Raw genomic sequence first — 25,948 nt, forward strand, 5'->3', positions numbered from 1 at the left:
AAAGGAGAATACCCATGGGCGATCCCGAAATAGACGAGGAAGAAGGCGGTTTACCCGCGGCGGATGCCGGCGCCGGCTCGTCTCCGCTCATCAAATGGCTGATCTATATTGCCGGTGCTGTATTCGGAATTATCATAGTTGTACTTGTTTCCATGTTTGTTGCGAAACAAGCAGCGACTAGCACTTTCCGCGAAATGAAAAACGTGGCTTTGGTAAAACCTCCTCCACCGTTGATGACTTTCCAATTCCAGGAAGAGTTTAGGATCAATACTGCGGACAAGGGAGAAACTCACTTCGTAAAGATGAAATTATCTTTCGGAGTGGCAAGGGACGACGCAAAGATCACTGCGGAACTTGCGGAAAGGATCGCTCAGATGAGAGACTTGGTAAACCTAATTATAGGAAGAAAGACCAAGGACGATCTAATTGATGTCGAAGATCAGTTGGATCTGAGAGAAGAAATTAAAGCTCAGATCAACCATATTCTCTCCGACGGAAAGATCCAAGAAGTTTACTTCACAGAATTTATCGTCAACTGATGACCAAACCGAAAATCCTTGGGGTCATACCCGCAAGATACGGAAGTTCCCGATTTCCCGGCAAACCATTGGCCAAGATCGGGGACCTTCCTATGATCGCTTGGACATATAAGAATTCTCTAAAGTCTTCTCTTCTCCACGAAGTGGTGGTCGCTACTGACGACGAAAGGATCCTGAAAATAGTTTCGGATAATGGTGGTAAGGCGGTAATGACTTCTCCTGGCCATCCATCCGGAACGGATAGGATCAGAGAAGTATCACTCAAATACCCGGACTCCGGAATTATTATCAATATCCAAGGCGATGAACCTGGGATCGAATCCGAGCTTATCGACGGAGTGGCAAAACTCAAACTGGAAAGACCGGATTGGGCGATGAGCACAGCAGCGGTTCTATTGGAAGAAAAAGAAATTTCAGATCCGAATAGGGTCAAAGTGGTCATCGACAAAAACGGAAAGGCGCTCTACTTCTCTCGCTCTGCCATCCCTAGCCAATTTAAAAAAACTGTCCCGGCTTATAGACATCTTGGGATCTACGGATACGATAGAGACTTCTTACTTGGATATCCAGAACTTCCCCCTAGCGCATTAGAAGAATCGGAATCACTCGAACAATTAAGAGCAATGGAAGCAGGGCATTCTATTGGAGTGTATATAGCAAGTGGCGCAGCGTTGAGCGTCGACACACCTGAAGATCTGGAATTGGTTGTGGAAGATTTTAAGAAGAAGGGACTGATCCCTTAACTGAGAGCTTCTTGTAGAGTATTATGGATTAAAACGAAATCCGTAAGACCAACGATATCCATTACTTTTCTGAAATGATCGTTTAAGCCGGCAAATTCAATTTTGGAAGAAGATTCACTTGCTTTGGTGATCAAACTGATCAAGGTCGCAAGCCCCGCCGAATTGATGTAAGACGTTCCATGAAAATTCAAAATTACCCTGCTTCTACGTTGCTCAGGTATGGATTGGTATTTCCCTAAAATTTCGTCATCCGCCTCGGAGGTAATTTCTCCCGAGATATGGATCACCGGAACATTGGGTTCAAGATCCACGTTTATTTTGAATTCGTCAGACATCTGCCTTATTTAGCACAAAAGACCTTCCCTCCCGAAGACAGTCAATCCCGTTTCCTGGGGAAAACCGGCTACTCGGGGAACATCCTCCGATTAAACGTAGTGCTCTAGCTCCTCTGGAGAAAGTCTGTCGAAAATCTGGCCGCATTGGGAACATTGAAAAGAAACAGTAGTAGGTTTGGAAGAAATCCCGAAAAGGATCAAAAACCAGGCCCAGTTACCGTAGGTTTTCACCTCTCTGGAAAGAGGGGATTTTCTGTCCGTTCCGCAACTGTCGCAATGTGGTAAAGAAGAGGATTGGCTCACAAAGCTAGGTTGAAATGGGGGTGGAAAACTTCCAGAAGAAAAGTGGGAAAAAATCAAGATGGGAGTCCTTTCGGACTCCCGAAGAATGGGGATTAATTTTGGTTCAGGTAGATTACGTACTTAGCGATTTTTTTCAGTTTTTCGTCGCCTAAGAATTTGTAGGAAGTCATCACAGGATTGCTTGGAATTCCGTTATTCAAAGTTTTCAGAATGCCAGCTTCCGTAGGACCGTTTTTCCATTCGTTTGCAGGTGCCTTGTAATTTCTAGGTTTTGGATTCAAGCTAGCCGCAGCAGCTCCATCTCCAGCACCGGTATCACCGTGACATGCGTTACATCCGTTTTCAAGAAAAAGTTTTTTACCTTCTTCTACCTCCGGACTTAAAGTTGCTGCGCTTGCTACAGGTGCAGCTTCTTCTTTCGGTTTTTCTTTATCTCCGCAGTTCAATAGAAAGGTGAGGGAGAGAATGGAAACAAAAAGGGAAATCAGGATTGCCCGAGTTTTCATGGATTACTCCTTTATATTGATTCCAACTTTCTTATTTAGAAAGAGAAAGCAAAGAACTTTTTGTCACGATATTGTCGGGAGAAAATCCGCAGAAAGTTTTCGGATAAAGTGGAGAAGGCCCCAAAATTGATTTTTGTCAAACCAGCCGGAGCTGATTCTTAATATCGATTTCTAAGAATGGAAAACAATCGGGCTTATTGGTTTTTTGTAAAACAAAGCGGGGTAAGTCCCACCCCGCTTCTTTTTTAGATCAAGCGGGTTTAAAAATAAATCCCGTAGAAGTTTCTGTTCTATCAAAAAGAACAGGCATATCGATCGCGATAGATTCGGTGACCGGTTTGCCTTGGTATTCTCCTTCGATAATACTCATGGTTTTAGCACCTTCTTCCAGCTCGATGACTGCAAGAACGTAAGGCGCTTTTGGAGCTAAATGTCCGAAACCAACGTGAACTACTGTGTAAGTGTATACTTTTCCTTTACCTGAAAAAGTTTTAACTTCTACTTCTTCCGATCCACAGTTCGTACAGGAAACTACAGGATCAGTAGCTTCGAATCCGCAGGACTTACATTTTTTTCCGGTTAAAGAATGAGCTTCCATAATCTCAGCCATTATTCTCCCCTCTGCAAAATATGCACGATACTTACTGCACCCGGGCCGCCTAAAACATGAGTCAAAGCAGTACGAGCATTTGCGACTTGGCGTTTTTCAGATTGATCTCTGAGTTGAAAAGTCATCTCCACAACCTGACCTACACCAGTAGCACCTACCGGATGGCCTTTTGCTTTTAAACCGCCTGAAGTGTTTACAGGAAGTTTTCCGCCCAATCGAGTATGACCGTCTTTGGTAAATTGACCGCCTTTTCCTTTTTCCACAAAGCCAAGATCTTCAATATTGATGATCTCAGTGATCGTGAAACAGTCATGGCATTCTAAAACATCGATATCCTTTCTTTCCACGCCTGCCATTTTAAAGGCTTCAGTCGCAGCTTGAACAGATGCGGGGAAGCTTACTGAATCTTTTTTAAGAGCAACATTGAAGTAATCTCCGCCTATTCCGGAGCCTTTTACCACAACATAGTCCTCGCGAACAGATTTTGCTTTTTCTTTGGTAGTGATCACAACTGCCGCAGAAGCATCGGTAACCAAAGATACATCATGAAAACCGAATGGAGTAGTTACCATTCTTGCTCTCATAATATTATTGAAGGAAATCTCTTTTTGTTTATGAGCAAATGGATTTAGGCTACCATGGAAATAGTTTTTTTCGGCAACGGTTGCCAACATTTCTTTAGTGGTGCCGAACTCATGCATATGACGGATGGCGTTTAAAGCAAAACCGGAGGGACCGGAAATACAATAACCGCCTTCCACATCCTGGTCTTGGCCTCTTGCCACGATCTCCATAGTAGTTTCCGGATCTAATCCGTTCATTTTTTCAACGCCTAGAACTAAGACGGTATCATATAGACCGGATGCAACAGCTAGAACACCTTGTCTCATTGCGATCCCGCCGGAAGCGCAAGCTCCTTCAGTGCGAATTGCAGGACGATCGCCTAATCCAAGTAAGTTGGCTGCATAAGAACCCATGGTGTTTTGAGCGTTAAACTCATTTCCAGCATAGTTTCCTACATAAACGGCTTGGATCTCCTTTCTGTCTATACCGGAATCCTTGATGGCTCCGTTACCTGCTTCTGTGACTAGATCACGAAGAGTTCTATCTTTATGATTACCGTGGACCGTTTCATAGGCCCCGATGATTGCTACTTCTCTCATGAATTACTCCTTACATTCCGATGCCGGCGCCGCCGTCTACTCTCAAGAAAACTCCGGTGATATAAGATGCTTTATCAGAAAGGAAGAATTCTACCGCGTTAGCGATCTCTTGTTGAGTTCCCGGTCTCTTCAAAGGAATGAACATAGGATCGGTAAGTTTTTTCTGAACTTCTTCTGGAAGAGAAGCAGTCATGTCTGTCTGCACATAACCAGGGCAAACTGCATTTACTAAAACGTTCCTACCTGAAAATTCTCTGGCAGCAACTTTAGTAAGAGCGATCACAGCAGCTTTTGAAGAAGAATAGTTTGCTTGTCCAGGTTGGCCAGAAAGACCGGAAAGAGAAGAGATGTTTACAATTCTACCTGAAGGAGCTTTTAAAAGAAGTTTAGAAGCGTACTTGGTCATCAAGAACACACCTTTCGCGTTCACATCCATCACGAAATCAAACTCTTGCTCGCTCATTCTGATAAAAAGATTGTCCTTCAAAACTCCTGCGTTGTTTACTAAGAAATCTAATTTACCGAATTTCTCTTTAACAGCATTGATAGCAGCCTCGCAGTCTTCCGGCTTAGTAACATTTACCGGAATACCTAAGGTTTTAACGCCGAATTCTTTAGCGATATCAGCCGCGGCCTGCTCGATATGTTCCTTATTTAAGTCTACTACGACTACATCTCCACCATCTCTTGCGATAGTATTGGCGATAGCGCGGCCTAAACCTCTTGGAGATGCAGCTCCCGTAACTAATGCAACTTTGCCTTCGAATTGTTTTGCCATTTGGATCCCTCTTATGTCCTCAGATAACGAATTTTGAACTTGCGGATCGTATAGGTAGAATTCGATCCGTTGAAAGTAGAACGATTGTTCTGGTAAAAGATGGATTCTACCCGGATTCCCGACAAGGAAAATTCATTAGAATATAAGGCCTTGAAACAGTGTTCGTTTTTGTTGAACATTTGTTCGCAAGTTATAGCAGGAGAATGATTTGGTTTCGAACGGTTTGCGAGGAAGAGATATGTCTCATTTTTTGGGGTGGACTGGTGATTCAGGAGAATTGCGATTTATTATATATTATTAATAATTAATATAATTTCAAACGATAGGACTTCGTTAGTAATTCTTCATAAAAAAATCAGTTTATTGATGAGAATGTGTGAATTGACTTTTGGATTTCCGAAAGAATGCCCTTTGCCTAGATGGGATAGCTCTATGCAACAAGGAATGATTTGCATATGGGCATGGAAGGTTAGGTAAAGATCCTCTTCTTGATCGCTACCAAGAGAAGAAGGATGATTTTATAATTTGATCTCCGAACTATCTACGGTCAAAGTACGTATTTTATTAATAATTAATTTCCAAAAATTTGAATTTTAACATTATGAAAATATAAAGTTACTATTTTTCGCTAAAGTTTATGAATTAAATATCCCATATTAGGATAATATAAAATATCCGTTAGGGGATACGTTCTAATTTTTCCACGTTATCCCAGTTGGGACAAAAAGTTCCCAAATTTTTTTTCGTTAGTTTCATTTTTGCTTAATAACTGCCTGTTTTCTAAACGTTTCCCAAATTTTTTTTCAGTTCACCGCAAAAAATTGGACAAAAATGGGAACTTTTTCGAAACGTCCTTCAAACACCCAAGTTGTGTTTTGATTCGGCGACGAATCTGGCAAAACTGTGAGTAAAAATTTGAACTCAGTCAAAAAAGTCGAGTCACGTCGAAAAATTTGTCCGGGATGTTTTGTATTTTGGATTTGGTTCTCTTAAGTGATGGGAAACCGGAGGTTCGTTCGATGTTCGATTTGATCGTTAGGATTGTTGTTAGAAAAGTTATTCTAGCTTCAGCTATACTTTTTTTTGTAAGCTGTTTAAGCGACTGGGGCTTTGGCAACGGAGATGTGGATCTTAAAAAGGCTACATGGTTGGTTGCAGAGAAGGTCCCTTTAGTGGTGGATAAGGGAGGAGTTCCGGTAGGTAACGGCGGGACTGTTACTCCAGTGAATAATTTATTCAATCAACCACTAGGTGCGAAAATCCCTGTTTCCGCCTTTAGCGGAGCGATTGATTCAACAGGAACAACGATCGTTAACGACTTCGATGGAGATGGTATATTAAACTCAAACGAAACGACTACAAATGTTTGGGTAGCAGATTATCCGGAAATTAATGCAAAAGTTGCCCCTCCTGTCACGATGAAGATCGAGATTTTGAATGAAACATCAGGTGAAGTAAGTGATGTAGTAAGTGAGATTCATGCAGATGATATTGAAAATACGAAAAACATCGGAACGGAAAAAATTCACCAAAAAGAAATCAATCTAAGAACGGTTCAATTCCAGGATTCCTACTCCATATCGGGAGGCAGTAGTAATTCCAGTGGATTTAATATTGGAGGATCACCGGCTCAAGCTGCTACTGCAGGTTCCGGGTTGAATTATGGACAAACGAATTCTAATAGTTGGCAAGGAGCGCTTGGCCAAACGGTTACAAAATGGGCTACTCGTCCTTTTAAAAACAATATAGATCGAGATGCTTCTAGTTTAAAATCAGACTCCACTGGTAAAAATTCCAGAAATTATAGAACTGATAAGAGGCAAAAGACTTCTACCTCTACCACTATTAAACCGAATGCCGGTTACGTGCGTGCTGCATTATATATTACGAATGAATCCGTAAATATGCCCGTTAAATTAACAAATATTCTTTGCTCTCTGATGTTCGAAAATGCGGCGGGTGACTTGATTCCCGTTGAAAGTTTTCGATTAAGGAATGATGATTTTAGTCTTTTTGAAGTTTCAGTTTATGGAGGATCAGAATTTGGTCCTTATGTAGTAGAATTGACGGGCTTAAATCGAGTTGAAATCGAACAAGCAATCACTGCCGGATACAATCCAAAAATATTCATTGTAGATTATGAAATGTCGCATGTTCCAAATTCAAATTATGCTTCTAGTCTATTGAATTTCACTGGTTCTAATTTGAAAATAATCGAAGAAAATGCTAAAAGTAGGACAGCGCTATTAAAAATCTTTGGACAGGGAATTCGAGAAATGTATCGAATTGCTGCTTTTGAAGCTACGGGAGGATCTTCCGACCCATGTGCCACTACAAATATCAGTTATTTATCGCCTGGGATCACCTTCGAAAATGCTACGAAACGTTTAAATTGTGCTCAGCCGGTAAATGGTTCAAACATGGAGATCATCTTCGACAATTATGTTTTAGATTTCTCCGAAATAGCTCCAAAGCTCGGTGACTCCAAAGTATTTATTCGAACCGTCAAGTCTGTAGCAGGTAAGGTTTCGACTATTCCTTGTGATTATTCGACCAAAATTGGTTCGGATGGCCAGCAAAGAACAGCATGTATACAAAAGCCACTCAGTCAATGGTCTGATACAGAAAAGGCTAATGCTGGGATATGGGTAGTATTTTCTAAAGGGAAATATTATGATCCGACTGCTTATGTTAAGAACGGTAGCAATAAAATTATTTTCGATCCTACAGAGCCTATTGGTGCAGTTGTATTACAAGGGGCAAATTCGAAAATATGGGCAGGAGATTACTTTGATATAGCATATTACTCCATCGCCGATTACCTCGCTCAAATGGAAGCATTCGGAAAGAATCCACTCGAAAACGGTGAAGTCTTTTCGATGAATACAAAATGGGACAAGGCGATTCTCGGAAATAGTCCTTACGATCCTGATATAAATTCAATCTATCTAGGAGAAGCTTCCTTCGGAGAAAGAATTGAACTTACACTCTCTTTGAAAAAAACCCAGTTCTTGAATCCTTCTTTCGGATCTCCTGCTTTGTCCGGAAATTTTCAATATTTTACAGATTTTCGATATAGTCCGACTGTATCTACAAAACGTTTCTCTATGGAAGAGGCTACCGACTTTGAGATTAGTTTCGGGTTTTCAGGACTTAGAACGGATTGGTTTCATATCGTAAAGGATTTAACTCCCGGGAACACCGATAAAATACAAGATTGTGGAAGTTACCCGGATTATCAAAACCAAGTTTTTGTGAGATGTATACAATTACCATCTACCCACCCTCTTTACGATATTACTAAAACTCCTCTAAAGGTATTTATGCGCCCATCTTACAATAGTGCGTATAGAAATACTGTATGGCCTTTGGGTTACCAGAATGTGCGTAAGCTTCGGTCAGAATTAGCAGTGCCAGCAAAAGTTGGTGATACTAGTTTGATAATCGCAAAAGCATTCGGAAATATCCAACAAGGGGACACCATCTATATTGAAGGGGATAACACCGGATATACGGTAAGCAATCCGGCAACCGGCCCGGATGCAAATGGGTTCTTAACGGTTCCAATTTCCAATGCTGTAGCAATGGCTGCTGTGAGGACGACGACTGTCTATATTCCAGGCTCGCTTTCTGCACCTGAAATTCAATTGGCAATTGATAATAATTTTGTGGCTGATTGGAATGCACAATATGCAACAACCCCAACTTCCTATACAACGGATCAATTTGTTCCTTTGGTCACTAGTAGTTCGCTATCTTGTTCTACTAATCTTTTTCATCCATATGGATGCTTAGGATTGCCAGTAGATTATAATGCGATTAACTGGATGGGCAGTTATAATAAGGGAGCCACTACTTGGAACTCTTGGTCGGATGGAGGAAATTTTGCAGGTTTTCTTGCTAGTGGACTACCTTCCAAGGTGACGAATACCTCTCGTCTTTACAGATTTGAACCTGTTGGAACAGGAGATACCGTTTTTATGAATCCTGGCTCTCCGGTGACCTTAACTAATCCTGTTACTTTGGTGGAAGGTGATAACGGGTTTATAATCTGGAAACAAGGAACAGTTCTAAAAGGTCGTTTCTTTACCGTGTCTACCGGTGGCTTAGTTGGTTCTGAATTGACTCTGAATACGCAACCAATAGCCCAAGACTTTGTGGCGAAAGTTAAGAATGGAAAAGCTACGATTGCCTGGGAAAATAGTAACCAAATTTATATTCGTTTTTGGGATATGAATACAAAGTTGGCGATTGGAACAGAAAATCTTGTGACAACTCGCAGCTATGCCACAACAGAGTTTAATGAAAACAATTTAAATATCGATTTAGCTGTGAGTGATACTCGATCACTTGTAGTTTGGAATGCAAGTAACTCTGATTGTGGAGCAAGTTGTGGATTACATGTTGTCGGAGGGAAATTATACCAGAATAGTGATGGTACAAACGTAAACACCGCTTCTACTCTTTATTCATATACGATTAATGGTTCATACGGTAGAATGCAAGTTGCAGCTGACGCGACAGGTGATTCCGCGGTCATTGCTTCCGTAACGACCGGAAATAATGAAGGAACGAGAATTCATACGATGACTTACCAAATGAATACAGCCACTAAGGGATCACTCGTTCCGGTTGATAACGGATCACTTGGAGCAAAGAAGATTAGCGTAAAAGCTTCGAATGGAAACGCTTTCATTGCCTATAGCTTTGCTGATACATCACTGTATTTAAAATGTTATAACGCCACTACCGGAGCTCTGGTTGGCTCAAGGGTTACTCTTTCAACAGGGCAAACCATTGGTAACTTCAAAATGGCGGCTTCCGGAGATACAGGAATCATTACTTATCTGGCTGGGAATCGGGTAAAATTGAATCGGGCCTCCTTTGCTTCCGGAGCTTTAACCACTGCGGCTACTCTGCTTATGGATTCTTCTACCACAGCAACTTCTAAATTGATCGGATCTATAGAGATTAACGGAAATAATGTTGTTACTGTTTGGGAGCATGATGAGGCTTCACTCCGGACGGTCCGAGGGAGAGTGGCAAATATTAGCTCCTTCGACCTTGTCGGAAGCGGAGAATTTTTCCTAAGCACAACTAACGCTGGTAACCAAACTGGGCCAATTGTTCAAGTTTACAGTGGGAATGCTTTAGCAATCTGGCTTTCCCCCGATATAGGTTTAACTGAGAATTGGGCGAAGTTTCGATCATATTCATTCAATCTAGCAAGCCCAGGTTCTATCCAATACGGGTTGAACAACTTCTTTGTAGCTCCGCTCATTGAAAGAGATTACACAGTCAAAGGTAAAATCCTATTCTAATAGATTTAGAATTAGAGGAGGTCTTTTTTCAAAAGATCTCCTCTTTTGTGATCAATGATACCGAAACGAAGGATTAATTTACCATGAAATCTCAGGGACTTTTGTATACAGATATACAAGTTGAACGTAAGCGTACTTTATCTTTTACAATAGGTCTTTTGGGGATTAAGAAAAATCGGAAAAAGAAAATTGGAACGCTCCTACTTTTCACATTCTTTTTTCTTACTTCTTGTGTTGGGGGAGGGAGTAATCCTTTCTCTCAATTAATTGGTCTTTTCGGTACATTTTCTCAAGGTATATCACTTCCTTCTCCAGGATCAGCGCCAGCCCCTGAAGGAAGTGATCTCTTTTCAATTTCAACTAACTATAGCCAAGCGATTGATGATCCAGCGACTAAAGCGGATGCTTTATCTGGAGCTGCTTTCATAGCTCCTCCTGAAGCAAACCATTTTGGAGCGGTTTCTTTAAATTATCCGATTCAAATCCCACCAGGAAGAGCAGGAATCCAACCAAGTTTGGCATTATCTTATTCTTCTACTGGAGGGGATGGATGGGCTGGAATGGGTTGGAATATTGGACTTGGGGCAATTACAAGGACTCCAGAATTTGGTGCTTTGTTTTATGACTCTAGAGATATATTTAATTGGAATGGAAAAAGACTTATTAAAGTTTCGGGATCTACTTCTAATGAAAACGGAATTTATAGACCGGAGATTACAGAAGAAGATTTTACATTATTAAAATTAACGAATATAGAAACAGGTGGAACTTGGGAAGTTTTAGATTCTTCTGGAACTAAAACTATCTACGGAGATATTTCTTCTAAACGAATTTATGATCCGAGCCAAATTTCTAAAACATATAGCTGGTATCTTTCTAAAATGGAGGATAGAAACGGCAACTATATGGAAGTGGTTTATGACACTTCGCAATACTCTGAAAAGCGGAATTTATATATTCAGGAAATAAAATATACTGGGAATAGTAGAAGCGGAGTCCCTGCTAAACAGTATGTGCGTTTTATTACGAAGGCCAGAGGAGATTCTTATGTTAGTAAAGCGCCTGGCTTTACTATGGTCATGGATCGACTTTTAGATAAGATAGAAGTTGGTTGGACAGGTGGTAAACTTTGGACTTATTCGCTTATATATAATACATCTTTCGATTCCGGGAGACCTATTCTTAAAACTGTAGAATCGGATCGTCATACGACTAAACCGGAATTCAAATATAGCTCTGCTTCGAGAGTATTAGTTTGGCAAAATATTGCAAACCAAGCGTCAAGTGAACCAGAACTACAACCTGAGTCCACTCAATACTTTGAAGGGGATTTTAACGGGGACGCAATTTCCGATGTCGTATTTTTTAACCCGCAAACTGGGAATTGGAAAGCAGCAGAAGGGAGAAAAGAAGGCGGATATAATTTTAAAACCTACGCAAATCGTTATAAGAATTACGATAGTCCTTCTAAGATCCGTTTTTTTAAGGGAAACGTAAGTGGAGACTTTAACGGAGACGGAAGATCTGATATCGCTTTTTATCTTCCGGAAACAAGAGATCTTATTGTTGCAGAGCATAACGGGCAAGTATTCCAATTCCGTAATTATGGAAGATTGATGAGTGGGATCCCGGATATATTCCGCATGGAATGGTTTCCTGGTGATTATGATGGGAATGGTCTTTCCGATTCCCTGCTCTTTGACGAACCTACTGGTCTTTGGACCCTGATGTTAAACAAGGGAGGTAATTTCGAATTCCTAAAAATAGGAAAGAAATTCCAAAATGTTTTCAGGGGAGATTATTCTCCAAATGGCAATCTAGATAGCGCGAGTACAAATGATACTAGTTCGGAAGGAAAGGATAGAAGTAAGGTTAAATTCTTAATCGGCGACTATAACTCAGACGGACTTACAGATATTTCCCTCTATGATGCTAGAACTGGAAAGTGGTTCGTTGGAGAAAATCTAAGAAATCCAGATAAAGCAGATCCGGTCTATTTCAAGACAAATTGGGTGCTTTACAAAACGTTCACAGCTCCTGAACAAACTTTATTCTCTAATGACGAGTTTAGCGGTGACTTTAACGGAGACGGAACTTCTGACTTTTTATTATTCGATCGTTCCTCAGGCGAATGGGTATTAGGAGCGACTCAAAATCAAACGATTAATTTTAAAATTTGGTCTAAGGCTCCTCAATTCAAAACGATTACTCGCTGGCTGCAAGGAGACTTTAACGGAGACGGGCGAACCGATATAGGTTTTTTCTCGGCTAGTGACGGGAAGTTTTGGATTGGAGAAGCCACATTAGAAGGATTCCGTTACAAAATCTATAGCGATATGAGCTACGGTCCAGACCAAGAAAGAGTTATGCAAACTCCTCTTCCTTTGGAAGAAGTAAAGTTAACTCAAGGATTTGGTGTCTTCTCCGCTGCTTCGGAATCAAAGACAATCTTATTAGATTATCAATATGACGGAAATTTGAATCCAGGAAAAGGAGAGATTCCGTATGCAGGATGTTTTACTCAAAACGATTGTTCTTCTTCCTTAGAACTTTTGTTATATGATAGAAAAACAGGAGTCTTTGATTTTAAGAAGGGTTCTACATTCACGGAATCTGTTCTTACCGGCTTTAATCCGGAAACCAATGGAATCTTGACTATTAACAACGGAAAACCGGATCGATATACTGTAAATTCAAGAGATGAAGTTTTATTCTTTGGAGAGTTTGGAACTACTAGTAAGTTTTTTGTAGTGACCCAAGACAGTGGAACTGCATTTAAAAGAACTGATTTTGCAAGTGTTTCGGATTCTCAGGTAGTTAATTTTGATATAAATTCCAGCGGATATGCGATTGATAATTTCGATTCAACAAGTGCAAAGTCCTTATTAGTTCTAAATGATCAAACAAGCAATTCAGCTCAAAGATTTTTCCTAACAGGTCCAAATGGAACATCAACTAAGTATTTATCTGTAGCTACAACTACCGATTTATCTGATGCTTATTTTCCAAATCTCTTTCAAGTGGCAGGAGATTCTCCAAATAGAAGTAACCGAAACAATTTTAGTATTTTCTCGGGAGACTTTATTGGAAGTGGAAAGGCTCAGATCTTGATTGTAGATCGTAGAAATACGACTCACAAATGGTATTTGGGAACAATAGGAACTTCTTCCATTTCCTTTAAACTTATACCTGGAACTGTAAACCTTCCTGTTACTTTAGCAGTTTATAATAAAATAAATCCTGCAGGAATTCAATATGCTCTATATCCGGAAACAGTTGGTAATTCTATAGTATTCGAAGATCCAACTGATGTTTCCACTATCGTATTTTCCAAAATAAAAATTACTTCCACTTTCTCCTTTACTCGCACTACTTATAGTCCTGGGCTTGTAGGGTTTTCTAACCAATTTGATCATCGAGGAAATCCGATTGTGATTTCCGATGGAGAAAATAAGATTTTCGATCTATCTCAAAATAAGATCGTTTCCGTTGCTTCTCCTATTTTTAATTTATCTCTGACTCGCCCTGATCTAATAAGTAAGGTATATCCTTTTGATTGGATCCAAGGAGATTATAATGGAGATGGACTTACAGATATAGGTATTATACACCTCAAAGAATCCAGTTGGTATTTTGCGATGTCAACGGGAAGTGTTCCTGATGTAGTGGAAGAGATCAAGAACGGGATCGGCGGAACTTATACTTTAGAATACGATAATTCGACAAAGTTTGATAATAATGGAGGAGATAATATTCCGGATCTTTCCATTAATTACAGAGTTTGTACTAAGATCACGTTAGATGACGGACTTGGGAATAAAATCCCCAAAGAGTATTCTTATAAGAACGGGGTATCATTCTCCGCATTCATCAATGGCAAAAAAGAAACAGATGCTTTCGGATTTACCGAATTTACACTAACAGATGCAACTCATTCGAGAACTGTACATTCTTATTTTAGCCAACCTTATTCTAATTTTATGCACAATCGTGCTTTAGGTGGAGCAGAGAAGGAAGTTCATATTATAGGTTCGGATAACCAAGATTACGGTTACTCGAAGAAAAGTTATGAAATCCAACAAATAGAAACTGTAGCCGGTAAGATCAGCTATTTAGCTCGCTTAAACAAGACTCAGAATTACATCAGTGGAACGCCGACTACGACATCCGAAAGTTCCGTAATTTTTAATGGATATAATTTAACAAAAAAGACGGATGTAAATACGGATCATTACGCGGATTCTGCCCATGTTTCTCAGACATTTACTTCTGTAACAGATTTCGAAACGGACTCTACGACGAACCAAACTAGACCTAAGAAAGCTGTTTCCTTATCCGGTTCTTCTCATGAAACCACAAGTAATCTTACTTATGATTCTCAGGGGAATTTAATCCGAAACTCCGTAACATATACCGGGAGTGGACTCCCAGCTGTTACGGCAAGCATTGTAGAGTATGAATATGATACTTATGGAAATAGAACAGAAGAGAAAAATGTAAGCGCAAGTTCTGCTCGTGGGATTTCCTACGCGTACGATGATCAACTTCATCAATTCATAAAAGAGAAAACCAATTTTGGTGGTTCTCTTCAGCTTAAAACCAGATACACCACAAATTATGGAAAAGCATTTGGTTCTCCAGATGATTCTACCGATCCAAACGGAAACAAAGCATACTTCGATTATGATGATTATGGAAGACTTGTAGAATCTAGCGCAGATACAGATTCAGGTATTAAAACTTTAGCAAACTATTCCTATTCCGCCGATTTCCCTTTAAGCGCCAAAACTGTCTTTCCTTCGGGCAATGGGGATCCTGATTTCGCAACTAGATCTTACAAAGACGGAATGGGACGTGTTGTCCAGACAGTAAAAACTGCATCCAGCGGACAATATGTTCATTCTGGAAAGATTACCTATAATGGGAATGGACAGGTATCTCGCATGGGGCAACCGGATTGGGCAAACGCGAGTGAATTAGAAACGTTTACTGTAGTTACTCAAGAAAGAAACCCTACCTATTTCGAATACGACGCAATCGGCAGGACCAAAAAAGCCATTTTACCTATCGCAGAAGGGGAAACAGAAGCTACTACATTAACGAATACTTACAACGACCCATTTGAAATTGTGGAAACACATAGTGGTGGAACAAGTAAAAGGACAATAAAAGACGGAAGGGGCCAAGTCCTTTATATAGAAGATTTTGGCTCTGATGGAACCAATGCAAAGATCGGTTTCTGTTTCGATCTTGCTGGAAAGTTAGTGAAAAAGTCCGACCTGAACGACGGAGGAGCTTTGTCCTGTGACCCGAGCGGGATCAACGCAAAAGATACCTCCGGAAAAAACCAAGCCTATTGGTTGTATGATGCATTCGGAAGATTGAAAAAGAACAGCGATCCTGATTTCGGCGTCAGTACTGCTTCTTATAATGCGTTTGGAGATACTACCCAAACTGTCGATGCAAGAGGAATAACTACTAGTTTCACATATGATTCTCTTGGAAGAATGATCACGAAAGATATTCCAGAAGGGACCGTCCATTTTGATTATGATAGTGGCTCTGGAAGCGAAAACGCTCTCGGTAAGTTGGTAAGAGTAGAAGACTCCGCCCAAATCAAAACTTTCAGTTACGATAAATTAGGGCGTACTAAAAAAGAAACGAGAAATATTAAGAATCTTACCATCGCTTTAGCAGACGGACCTTATATTACGGATTATAAATATGATCTATTAGGTAGAGTTACTTCTATAGATTATCCGGAACATCCTGTAAGCCACACAAGAATGAAGGCTTGCTATACTTATGGAACCGCCGGTTATATTACAGGAATTTCAGTCCAAGTGAATACGAATGGAATTCTTCCTGGATCTTGCAGCAAAACCATCGTTGAGAACATTGCCTATAACGAATTTGGGCAAACTTTAGGATTTGGACTCGGAAACGGCGTCCAAACCAACTATACGTATGATGTTAAGCAGAGGTTAGTTCGGATCAACTCCGTAGGTGATGTGGATGGGACTACCAAAACCTTACAAGATGCAGTGTATGCATTCAATAGCCAAAATAATATTACAGGGATTACAAATAATTCCTCTGAATATACAACTGCATATAACTATAGCTACGACGGTTTAAGTAGGCTTGTCGCCGCAGACGGACAATACCAAGAATCCGCAGACAATTATACAAAAACATTCCGCCAAAGTTTTGCTTATGCGAAGAATGGAAACTTACTCGCTAAACGGAATCATAACTTTAACGATAATACCGTCATCGATGAGTGGAATTACCAATATTCGAACCACCAAGTCACTCATATAGATTCTACTCAAAGTGGTAACAACCGACTCGTCATGAATTATGATGCTGTCGGAAATATGACCTATCAGAGAGATAATTTCAAAGATCTCACTAAAACGATTACTATTGATTCTCAGAATAGAATCACTCAAGTCCAAGACGCACTCAGCAACGCTATCGGTAATTACTGGTATGACGAAGGAGGCTTCCGAGTCCGCAAGAAAGCACTCGTTCCAAGCGGAGCTTCTTTCAAAACCCAAGAGATCCTATATCCAAGCAAATTCTATGGATTAGAATATTCCGAAGACACAAATATCCTAAGCTCTATTAATAACGTTTATCTAAACGGAGTGAGAATTGCAGCTCTCAATGAAGAAGGTACTACCGCTTATTTCTTAACGGACCAAGTAGATTCGGTAGCCCATGTACTAGATGAAGGTGCCCATACTCTGAGTCGTATGCAGTACGAGCCATATGGAGAGACTCTTGTCCAAAGAGGAAATCTGGATTTTGCTCCGAAGTATAATTCACAAGAGTTGGATAGAGAGACTAATTTCTATTTTTATAATGCAAGGTATTATGATCCACAGATTGCTCGGTTTACAAGTGCCGATAGTGTAATAGACGGGGCACGCAGTACACAAGGATGGAATAGATTTTCTTATGTGGCTGGGAATCCGATTAAGTATAAGGATCCGACTGGGCACATTTTACAAATTGTAAATAAGGAAAAAGCGGAAGTAGATACAGCGATTAAACATCTAAGCTCCTTGGCAGGGGCAAAAGTATCGATTGATTCGAAGGGTAATTTGCAACTTGGAAAGAGAACAGCAGAAAATACAAAGAATGGATATGAACTAGTCAGACGGCTGATTGCAGATACTAAGCATACAGCTAAATTAATTATAAATCATGAAGGATTAAATGAAGTTCGTCTCGATGAAATAGATTATACTAAGTATAATCCAAATTTGTATAATGGAAAAGGAGTAAATACTCTCATTTATATCGATCCAGACAACGACATCCCAATAGCAGAGAAAGATGACGATGGTCTGTTACGAAAGCGAAGCCCAACTGCAGAAATAAAAATTGCCCATGAGTTTATTCATTCTGGCCATTTTTTTGGTGGGAAGGCCAACGCCTTCAGCTTCAGTCTTGAAGAACAAGTGTATAAACATCAAGAAGAGACATGGTTCTTAAAACTTTTCGGCATAGATGAAATTACTAGACGAGTTACAGATGAGGTGAAGAGAGAAGAATTGCGAACTGTGGGGCTAAAATATGTTGAGGGGACTGAGATTACGGAGAACATGGTTCGTAAGGAAAGAAATGAAAAGCTGCGAATGGCATATTAAGATTGAAGTGAAATTGCTCAGTCTCATATTGCTATTGTCTTTTTGGGGCTGTTATGCAAAGTGTCAATCTTTTCAAGATATCACATTAGGCCCCAATGATTATATATTTCAAAATTCTAATCTGAAAATCGAAGAGTTTATTGGAGATATAAAATTCACCCAAAGGATCATCACTTCCTTGGAAGCTAAAAAGGCAAAATCATTAGCGATGGAGTGCGTAAAAGAGCGCAATGCATCGATATACAAAAAGCTAAATAGATATATAGTGCAGTATGTAGGATTAGAAGCAAAAGAAATAAAAATTGTTTACATTAACTTTTTTATACCTACAAAATATGACGATCCATCTCGATTTAGTAAAAGCATTCCTTTAGTTATGGACGGGGGGGATAGGTATTTTTCTTTAATGCTAAATCTCAAGAATGAGACCTGTTTCAACTTTCACGTAAACCATGAATTATGATAATCATATGGAGTGGTCATTCGTTTTATGGATCTTTAAATATATGCTTAGAAATGCTATTTTTTGAAGTTCCTCCCTACTTCTCCAAACCCTGCTTCGCAGTCTGCTTTCAACCTAAACTGATAAATTCTTTTTCCAATCTGTAATCCGCTCCGGCAACACCAGCAGGTCCCCCTGCGATTCCATTAGTGATAGCGCAGAAGGCTCATGTCTGACTAAGTCGATCTATGAGGCTTTAGATATTTTAAATTCGGCTAACTTTTTTAGATCACTTTTTCTATTTGGAAACAAAACTTTACGACGTAAAATTTCCTGACCGTAGAGTGATTCAATCTTAGCTTGTTGTACGATTGCAATTGTAGTATTTCGGAAATTTGATCTATTTCAAGGTCGTTCCACAATTTATAGATCACTACTTACTTTGATCCTACGAACAAGGAGATCTTTTAAAATCAAAAATGGTCTTTCGATAACATAAAAGATGGGAATACAGAGTAAGAATACTGAAACTGAAGTGAATAATCCAATTAACAGGAAAGTCCCCAAATTTTTTAATTCTGGATTATTCTGACCATAGAATAAAAATAATATCGTACCTGATAAGCCTCCGTGCCATAGATACATTGTGTAACTAACTCGAGCGATTGGTCTAAAAATAAAAAGCCCGAAAATTTTATTCCAAAAGCTACCTTCGATTAAAGTAGCCATAAGCAAAGATCCAAACCCCAATTGAAATAGGGTAAAGACGAAAATTAAATTCACTTGACTTCTTCTCTGCTGGAACGCGAAGAACAAGGAGACAATTATACAAAAACTGAATAGAAGGTCGGTCTTTATATTACTGTTCTTGAAAAATTGAGGTTTCCAATATGTAAGTTCCGCGATCAGCATTCCTAAAATCAAAAAATCAAAACGAGTTTCTGTATGAACTTCAATGGAAAGCCTATGGATTCCCCAGAAATAATAAACGATCCGAAAAATCAGAGGAAGAATAAATAAAATTACTAGGATGCTCCGCCTTGCGTTTGCTGTGACTTTAAACAATAGAAAGAGACTGAGCGGAGGGATGACTAAATAAAACTGCTCTTCGATAGATAGGGACCATCCGAATTCGAATAACCTGTCTCTAAAATAATTGGAGATATAAAAAAAATCTCCCCAGGAATTGGATAAAACTCTTCCTAATCTTTCATGGTTGGCGATATCAGCCGCACTAGGGTTAGATATTTTATCAAAAAATTTATATGATCCCTGAGTCTGAAAATAGCTGATTAGGATGCAAAGATAGTATGCGGGCATGATCCTTAAGACTCTTTTCACATAGAAAATTTTTAAGTTTATCTTGGAAGTGTTTTCGTTTTCTTTTAAAAGACCTCCGTAAATCAAGAATCCGCTTAGGATGAAGAATAAACCCCTGCTCGCAGATTTTGAAAAACATTGATCAGGATTGGATTTTCAGTCTTGAAGATCACTCCTATATGAAAAAGTATTACTAAAAAAATAGATAAGGCCCTTAAACCGTTTAATGCAGGTAATTCGGACTCATTTTTGGAGAATAGATATTTCAACATGAATCTCTTACTTTCTAGTATCAAACCCAATTAACCCGAATAGGAAGGTGGGCATTCTTAGGGTTTTTATCGTTCATAAATAAAACGGAAAATAATCCAAGAAGTATCTATCTTTACTTGGAAATTTTTGCTTTCAAGTTGGTTGATGCAGGAATGAACAGGGTACCTTAGCTTCGCACACGACTCCTACCTTCCCAGCGTCACGATCTCCATCTTTCCTAACGCCTGTTTCGAAACCTGCTTCCAACCCAATCGTTTAAATTCATTTTCCATTCTACTGTCCGCGTCTGACACGTAATCGTTTTCTCCCGGCGGTTTACCGTGAGATTCCATTAAGGCGATCGTAGAAGGTTCATAACGCACTAAATCAATGATGGAAACTTTTGGAGTTATAAATTCCAGATAACGTCCTAAATCTTTTGCACATTTACTAATTAAAAGAAAGGCTCTCCTTGCCGATTGAGATTGTGATCAAACAAATTTCAAAAAAGGAGAACCCCGTAAGAGCAGTAGAAGCGCGATAGTCCTCTGGAGGATTTTAGTGCACTCAAAAAAATCCTTTATCATAAATATCTAATTTTTCAAGCAGAAAATCCAGTCCCTGTTTTTGTAGGAACTCCTACAAGCGGCGGGTGTTCTTCGCTGGGCGGGTTTGCGCAAGTTCGCCCATGCACACGAAGACCAAAGAAACTTACACAAACCCCATATCCCATTTGAGCCACCCTATATCACAAATGAGGTATTTTTAATATCGAATAACGTTCCCATTTTAACAATTTTCCCTCACCAATAAAAAATTTCTAACCACCAACTGTCCGTCATTCCTCCTCCGCAAGTTATCCATTGTAGATATCGATTTTTCAGAACGATATCATAACGTTCTATGATGAGGAAAAATGTATGAGAAAATTATTGTTTGTTGGGATGGTTTCCCTTTTGTCTTTCGCCAATTGTGCGGTAGCAGATTCACTTGGTCTGTCGGATAGTGTAAAAGGTTCCGAAGCTAGGTCTCAAATCAAAGCTGCTGCGATGACTTCTGATATATTATATTATGGATCTGCGGATCCTGCTAATGCTGCAATGATTACTGCTCTTGACCTATTTATGACCGATTTGTTCTTAAAAATCGATGATAGTAAATATTACAAGAAAACCGACGTGGACAAATGTGTGAAAGACGTTCAGGTCATTGGGCTTTTAGTTTTAGACCCGAGCCAAACCGTTGCTACGAGCGAGAATTGCACCGGCTTAAAAGCAAACGGGGAAATTATCTAATTCTAAAAAAGGCATCGGCTCCGGGGTTCGTAAGCGGTCGATTCCCGGAGATATAGAGTTGATTCAATAAAGATCGTTGGACGATTTTTTTCCGGCTATATCATACAAATAATAAAGTAATAGACCCTAGTCTTTCTACATTCATTCTTTCCCAAAGTATTTTCATTTGGATTATTGAATGCTCTCGTTCTTCCCCTTTGTTTATCTTGTTTTATTTCTCACTCTCACATTTCTATTATATTATTTTTTGGAAGTGGTAGAGGAACCTGTTCTTCAGTTCAGTGAAGGCGAGTTTGTAAAGAGAATAATTGAAAATTGTCCCCGTTTAACTAGGAAATATTTTCCTACATTCTGGTGTTTTAATAATCATCTAATGCTGGCTCTCTTACTTTTTAGAGAACATCGTTCCAAATTTTTTCATTACGATAAGCTGGAACATCTTAGAATGAAAGACGGTGGCTTCACTGGACTTGCCTGGTCCAATATTAAAGAAAAGAAAAAAACAGATTCCGATCCAATCGCGATTGTCTTTCATACAATCAGTGGGGACGAGCAAGATGTTAAGTCTATTGTGAAAGCAATCAGGGCTCAGTTGAAATGGGCATCCGTGGTTTGTATTAGGAGAGGACATGGGAATCTTCCTCTTTCTAAGCCGCAAATAAACACGATGGGGTCCACTTCGGATCTAAAAGAACAGCTCTCCTACATTAAGAAAAAATTTCCGAAGAGTCCTTTGTTTGGAGTGGGGATCTCCGCCGGTTCCGGGCTGCTTGCTCGATACCTGGGAGAATCCGGGACTAAAAGTTTATTGGATGCTGCAGTTGCAATTTCACCCGCATACGATATTGAGAAAGCATTTCATAGAGTTCATCCGGTTTATAGTAAGATCATGGGGCAAAGACTGATTAATTATTTTTTAAAACGTCACTATGAAACCTTATCTTCTGTAAGAGGATTTCAGGAAGTGCTGGAATCCAAAACCTTGGGTGAATTCCAGGATCGTTTGCACAGACTCTCCGGTTTTGACGATAAGGAAGAATATTACCGGTATTCGAATCCTGCATTGGTAATGAAAAATATCCGAACTCCGATTATGATCTTGAATGCAAAGGATGATCCCATCTGTGTAAACCAGAACGTTTTAGAAAATTTGCATTGGTTAGAAAACCTTCCTAATTCGATCCATGTTTATACAAAAAGAGGAAGCCATATTGCATATTATGAAGGATGGAAAGCGATATCTTGGTCGGATCATCTTGTCTGCGAATATTTTAAAGCTGTCCAAGACCAATTGCCTAAAAATAAAAAGAAGCCAAAAAAGAAGACCGCGAAAAAGCGTTAGTTGCTTTTGTGTATTTTATGAGGGGGAGTATTCCCACTCATAAACTCGAAACCGGAAAGATCGCCCGATTATAGACTCTAACTTCGTCTACGCTCCCTACAAAAAGTTGAGAAGAAAGGTCAGATTGGCCCAATTGGAAAAAGCTATTTGTGGCCCAAGGTCGATTCGATCCGAAAGTTCCGGAAGAAGCCAAAACATTATTCACATATAAAGAAGCGGTTAATGTTTGAATGTCCCAAGTGTAGACCATATGATACCATATATCTTCCGGATACTGACCGCAAGTAGTGCCGACGTCCACATCTCCCGAACCTCCATTGTTCGTGAATGCCCTGAGTCTGCCACTACAAGAACCAGGTGCGAACGCGTATAATTGAAGACCTAGTCCGGCTCCCTGGCTTACGAAGATAAATTCACTTCCGTTATTTCCCGGAGGAAATTTTCCCTTTACCCAAGCGCTAACAGTATACGAAGAAACGGTCCCGTCCATAAACAAGGGCCCCTGGGCTGCTGATTGGTGATGGCCTCCAGTTCCATCATAGTAATATGCTTTTCCAGGAAATCCGAATCGATCCGCCGTCAAACTTGGAGTCCCGTTTACCGCAGTTAGATCCAATCCGCCGATTATATCGCGAGTATCTCCATCCAAGGGCCAATAATGGACTAGTCCGACGGAAGAATCGAGTAATGTGAGCTTTACGAAATTTTGAAATGCCGATTGGTCATCAGGTTCTTGATTTTGCAGAAGAAGATAGGTTCCACAATTTAGGGAAAGATATGAGATCAGAACTAGGTATATGAGCTTTCGCATATTGTATTCAATTCGAATAACATTCTCGGCTGGGAGCTTTTTCTTTTGAAAGTAATATTCAGAGAATATCGTTTAAATTTTATTTCTAAAGAACAATCCAGACCAAAGCTTAAAATATGGTATTGCCAAATTAGAACTCATTGCTTACAAGGAAACCATGTATGATATCCCACTCGTCCAAATAGGGCCCGTCAAAGCAGCTTGCATCCAAGGCGATCCTCAAGGTGCCTATGTCATTTTTCTGCATGGATACGGTGCGAACGCATTCGATCTTCTTCCTTTATATTCTTATATGGACGTTCCAGAAGGAACGAATTTCATTTTTCCGGATGGGATTTTAGAAGTTCCGATTATGCCGGGTTATAACGGTAAGGCTTGGTTCCCGATCGATATGGAGGCCTTACAAAGAGCAATGGTTGCAGGAGGTTCTAGGGAACTTTTTGAACGTTATCCTGCAGGTTTGGCCGAGGCAAAACAAAAGATAGAAGAGATGATTCAGACCTTAAACGTTCCAATGGATCGGATTATATTGGGAGGTTTCTCTCAAGGATCAATGCTTGCGACTGAGATTACTCTTAAAGCGGAGAAAAAACCCAAAGGTCTTGTCATTCTGTCTGGAACTTTACTAGATGAGACTAATTGGACCCAGTATGCGAAACAAACTCCGGGCTATAAATTTTTTCAAAGTCATGGTAGAATGGACCCTGTGCTTGGTTATCCTGCCGCAAAAAGATTGGAAACCGTTTTAAAAGAGGCTGGCTGGATAGGTGAGTTGCTGGCATTTCCGGGTGGACATGAAATCCCGGAGATAGTATTAAACGGTATGAACCGCTATTTGCGAGAATTGTTCGAATGACCTATCTAATAGAAAAATACGTAGCCCTCAAAAACAAATACCGCAACTACGATACCAAAGAAGCTTTGAGGAGAATGCAGGCTTGCCGCATCGCCTTAAAAGAATTGGAGGACAAAGGCTTTCGCACAGGCGTGGAAATTTTAGGTTCGATCAATTTTGGGATCGTAGAACCTTCTTCCGATATCGATTGTATTCTATTACATTATTGTGATTTACATAAGGACCAAGAATGTCCTGAATATTGCCCCAATTTTTTATATGAATCCGAAGAAATCAAGGCCAGCCTTCGCAGAAGATTGAAGAATGAAAATTTAAAAATAGAGTTTTTAGACTGTATCAATCTTAGAATGGTGGAGAGAGCTCTCGAGGCCGGAAACTGGAAGGATCACGAAGTCCTCCGGAGACTTTTATTTTACAGAACTATTGGTCGTCCTGTGAACAGACCTCTTTTCATTCCGTATGCAGAAAAGTTGGAAGAGAACGAGGAATATATCCGGGATATTTTAGAATGGGGCTCTGAAGCTTTGAGCGTTTACCTTGGTACTTCCCGCCACAGATTTTCTTTCAGCAAGTATAACGAAAGGATAGAAAGTTCAGGCTTACAACTTCCTCACGGTCTGAAAGAAGAGTTAGAAAGTTATTTAGATCAGAGAGAAGGTTACGAAACGAACGGAGCAGGATCTTCTCATTCTAAGGATCCGGTTTGAGCTCTTATGTGTATCCGGTGGATTTCTTTATTCTTTGCGATCTGCTTTTCGGCTTTTCAGATAGGCTGTGCGATCAAATCCGAGAATTCCGGAGATCCAAGCACGAAAGAATATTATGAAAATGCGATTATCAACTGTCTGATTAGCGGATGTGACAAGGAGATTATTATTACAGGCGGAAATACGCTTCCGGAAGGTGGAAGTTTACTCTTGTCCGTCTCTTTAGTCCATGAACCGGATTCTTCTTCCGTGGTTTATAATTTTTCCACAAGCAATCCTGCAATCGCTTCTATTTCACCTGCAATGATGACTTTTACTCCTTCGGATTATAATATTCCTCAGACTTTGACTATAACAGGTATGTCCGACGATTCGGATTCCACAGATAATTCCGTAGTCATTTCTATTCTTACTCCAGATTCCGAAACAATCCCTTATCCAATATTACAAAAAGATAATGATAAATTTTTGTTTGCTACCGCCGTTTCGTATGCTGGAAATTTCGGATCCGGCGGATTTGCGGATTTTGTTTGTCAAAATGAGGCGAATACTTTATTTTCCAGCGGGCTCCCTTCCGGTACCTACAAAACTTTTGCGGTGGCAGGAACCTGGAGAAGGGCTATGCCTTCTAAGATAGATTGGGTCTTGAAATCAAACAAAGAATATATAGATTTTGCCGGCGGGACATTTGTAAAAGCGTTCTCTACAGACGCGAATGCATTATTCGGCTTCGGTTCTGGAAGTGGGATTAGCGCAACTGCGGCAGGATACTGGACCGGTTTACAAACGGATTGGTCTACTGCAAATACATGCCAAGGCTGGACTTCGAGTTCCGCTTCGGACCAAGGGAATTTCGCAAACTCTCTGGATGCAAGTACTGGAGGAATTTCTACAGGAACTCCGGACTTTTGTAATGTAACAAAGTCTCTGGTCTGCGTTCAGCAATAATTATATTTTTCGAATA

Annotated in this window: 19 protein-coding genes; 10 read left to right on the plus strand and 9 right to left on the minus strand. The window is 40.0% G+C overall.

The window, feature by feature from the left end; translation table 11 throughout:
• Nucleotides 1-14: 14 nt before the first annotated feature.
• Complete coding sequence (locus tag LPTSP_RS16110) at nt 15-539, plus strand: flagellar basal body-associated FliL family protein (RefSeq protein ID WP_008591739.1); 525 nt, start codon at nt 15-17, stop codon at nt 537-539.
• Complete coding sequence (gene kdsB / locus LPTSP_RS16115) at nt 539-1,282, plus strand: 3-deoxy-manno-octulosonate cytidylyltransferase (RefSeq protein WP_108929673.1); 744 nt, start codon at nt 539-541, stop codon at nt 1,280-1,282. The genes LPTSP_RS16110 and kdsB overlap by 1 nt, the downstream gene beginning before the upstream one ends.
• Here kdsB and LPTSP_RS16120 read toward each other — a convergent pair.
• From LPTSP_RS16120 to LPTSP_RS16145, 6 genes are all read right to left on the minus strand, one after another.
• A complete protein-coding gene (locus tag LPTSP_RS16120; protein WP_108929674.1) occupies nt 1,279-1,617 on the minus strand; it encodes an STAS domain-containing protein in 339 nt (112 codons plus the stop codon). The two genes, kdsB and LPTSP_RS16120, sit on opposite strands and share 4 nt — an antisense overlap.
• Nucleotides 1,618-1,707: 90 nt before the next feature.
• Nucleotides 1,708-1,920 (minus strand): hypothetical protein, encoded by a 213-nt coding sequence (locus LPTSP_RS16125; protein ID WP_086447183.1) that lies wholly within the window; start codon nt 1,918-1,920, stop codon nt 1,708-1,710.
• A gap of 92 nt (nt 1,921-2,012) precedes the next feature.
• A complete protein-coding gene (locus LPTSP_RS16130) occupies nt 2,013-2,426 on the minus strand; it encodes a c-type cytochrome (RefSeq protein WP_108929675.1) in 414 nt (137 codons plus the stop codon).
• A 250-nt stretch (nt 2,427-2,676) separates the two neighbouring features.
• Nucleotides 2,677-3,036, minus strand: coding sequence for a Zn-ribbon domain-containing OB-fold protein (locus LPTSP_RS16135; RefSeq protein ID WP_108929676.1), 360 nt, complete (start codon nt 3,034-3,036; stop codon nt 2,677-2,679).
• Nucleotides 3,036-4,199, minus strand: coding sequence for a thiolase domain-containing protein (locus tag LPTSP_RS16140; RefSeq protein WP_108929677.1), 1,164 nt, complete (start codon nt 4,197-4,199; stop codon nt 3,036-3,038). Before LPTSP_RS16140 ends, LPTSP_RS16135 begins: the two co-directional genes overlap by 1 nt.
• A 10-nt stretch (nt 4,200-4,209) precedes the next feature.
• Nucleotides 4,210-4,977, minus strand: a complete 768-nt coding sequence (locus LPTSP_RS16145) for a glucose 1-dehydrogenase (RefSeq protein ID WP_108929678.1) — start codon at nt 4,975-4,977, stop codon at nt 4,210-4,212.
• A 1,019-nt stretch (nt 4,978-5,996) separates the two neighbouring features.
• On the opposite strand from LPTSP_RS16145, the gene LPTSP_RS16150 reads away from it, so the two are divergent.
• The 3 genes from LPTSP_RS16150 to LPTSP_RS16160 all read left to right on the plus strand — a co-directional run bounded on the left by LPTSP_RS16150 (nt 5,997) and on the right by LPTSP_RS16160 (nt 18,422).
• Nucleotides 5,997-10,298 (plus strand): LIC12048 family lipoprotein, encoded by a 4,302-nt coding sequence (locus LPTSP_RS16150; RefSeq protein WP_135354760.1) that lies wholly within the window; start codon nt 5,997-5,999, stop codon nt 10,296-10,298.
• Nucleotides 10,299-10,381: 83 nt separating this feature from the next.
• A complete protein-coding gene (locus tag LPTSP_RS16155) occupies nt 10,382-17,959 on the plus strand; it encodes a SpvB/TcaC N-terminal domain-containing protein (protein WP_167396447.1) in 7,578 nt (2,525 codons plus the stop codon).
• Complete coding sequence (locus LPTSP_RS16160; protein WP_108929680.1) at nt 17,934-18,422, plus strand: hypothetical protein; 489 nt, start codon at nt 17,934-17,936, stop codon at nt 18,420-18,422. The genes LPTSP_RS16155 and LPTSP_RS16160 overlap by 26 nt, the downstream gene beginning before the upstream one ends.
• Nucleotides 18,423-18,824: 402 nt before the next feature.
• Here the strand turns inward: LPTSP_RS16160 and LPTSP_RS16165 are convergent, their stop codons facing one another.
• Together LPTSP_RS16165 and LPTSP_RS19290 are read right to left on the minus strand one after the other, a co-directional pair.
• Complete coding sequence (locus LPTSP_RS16165; RefSeq protein ID WP_245915601.1) at nt 18,825-19,808, minus strand: acyltransferase family protein; 984 nt, start codon at nt 19,806-19,808, stop codon at nt 18,825-18,827.
• A gap of 8 nt (nt 19,809-19,816) precedes the next feature.
• Nucleotides 19,817-19,993: a hypothetical protein gene (locus LPTSP_RS19290; RefSeq protein WP_245915602.1), complete on the minus strand. Its 177-nt coding sequence runs from the start codon at nt 19,991-19,993 to the stop codon at nt 19,817-19,819.
• A 900-nt stretch (nt 19,994-20,893) separates the two neighbouring features.
• Between LPTSP_RS19290 and LPTSP_RS16170 the strand changes: the two genes are divergently transcribed.
• Together LPTSP_RS16170 and LPTSP_RS16175 are read left to right on the plus strand one after the other, a co-directional pair.
• Entirely contained in the window at nt 20,894-21,268 is a 375-nt protein-coding gene (locus LPTSP_RS16170; RefSeq protein WP_108929681.1) for a TIGR04452 family lipoprotein, read from the plus strand.
• A 178-nt stretch (nt 21,269-21,446) separates the two neighbouring features.
• On the plus strand, nt 21,447-22,610 hold the full coding sequence (locus LPTSP_RS16175) for a YheT family hydrolase (protein WP_108929682.1): 1,164 nt from the start codon (nt 21,447-21,449) through the stop codon (nt 22,608-22,610).
• Between the two features lie 37 nt (nt 22,611-22,647).
• Here LPTSP_RS16175 and LPTSP_RS16180 read toward each other — a convergent pair whose 3' ends face one another.
• The gene (locus LPTSP_RS16180) at nt 22,648-23,421 is read right to left on the minus strand and encodes a LamG domain-containing protein (protein ID WP_108929683.1); all 774 of its coding nucleotides are present in this window, start codon (nt 23,419-23,421) and stop codon (nt 22,648-22,650) included.
• Between the two features lie 157 nt (nt 23,422-23,578).
• On the opposite strand from LPTSP_RS16180, the gene LPTSP_RS16185 reads away from it, so the two are divergent.
• From LPTSP_RS16185 to LPTSP_RS16195, 3 genes are read left to right on the plus strand one after another with little or no spacing between them, the layout of a single operon-like run.
• Entirely contained in the window at nt 23,579-24,277 is a 699-nt protein-coding gene (locus LPTSP_RS16185) for an alpha/beta hydrolase (protein ID WP_167396448.1), read from the plus strand.
• Complete coding sequence (locus tag LPTSP_RS16190) at nt 24,274-24,984, plus strand: hypothetical protein (RefSeq protein WP_108929685.1); 711 nt, start codon at nt 24,274-24,276, stop codon at nt 24,982-24,984. The genes LPTSP_RS16185 and LPTSP_RS16190 overlap by 4 nt, the downstream gene beginning before the upstream one ends.
• Before the next feature lie 6 nt (nt 24,985-24,990).
• A complete protein-coding gene (locus tag LPTSP_RS16195; protein ID WP_108929686.1) occupies nt 24,991-25,932 on the plus strand; it encodes a DUF1554 domain-containing protein in 942 nt (313 codons plus the stop codon).
• Nucleotides 25,933-25,948: the final 16 nt, after the last annotated feature.

The organism is Leptospira johnsonii (genome assembly GCF_003112675.1).
Lineage (GTDB): Bacteria > Spirochaetota > Leptospiria > Leptospirales > Leptospiraceae > Leptospira_B > Leptospira_B johnsonii.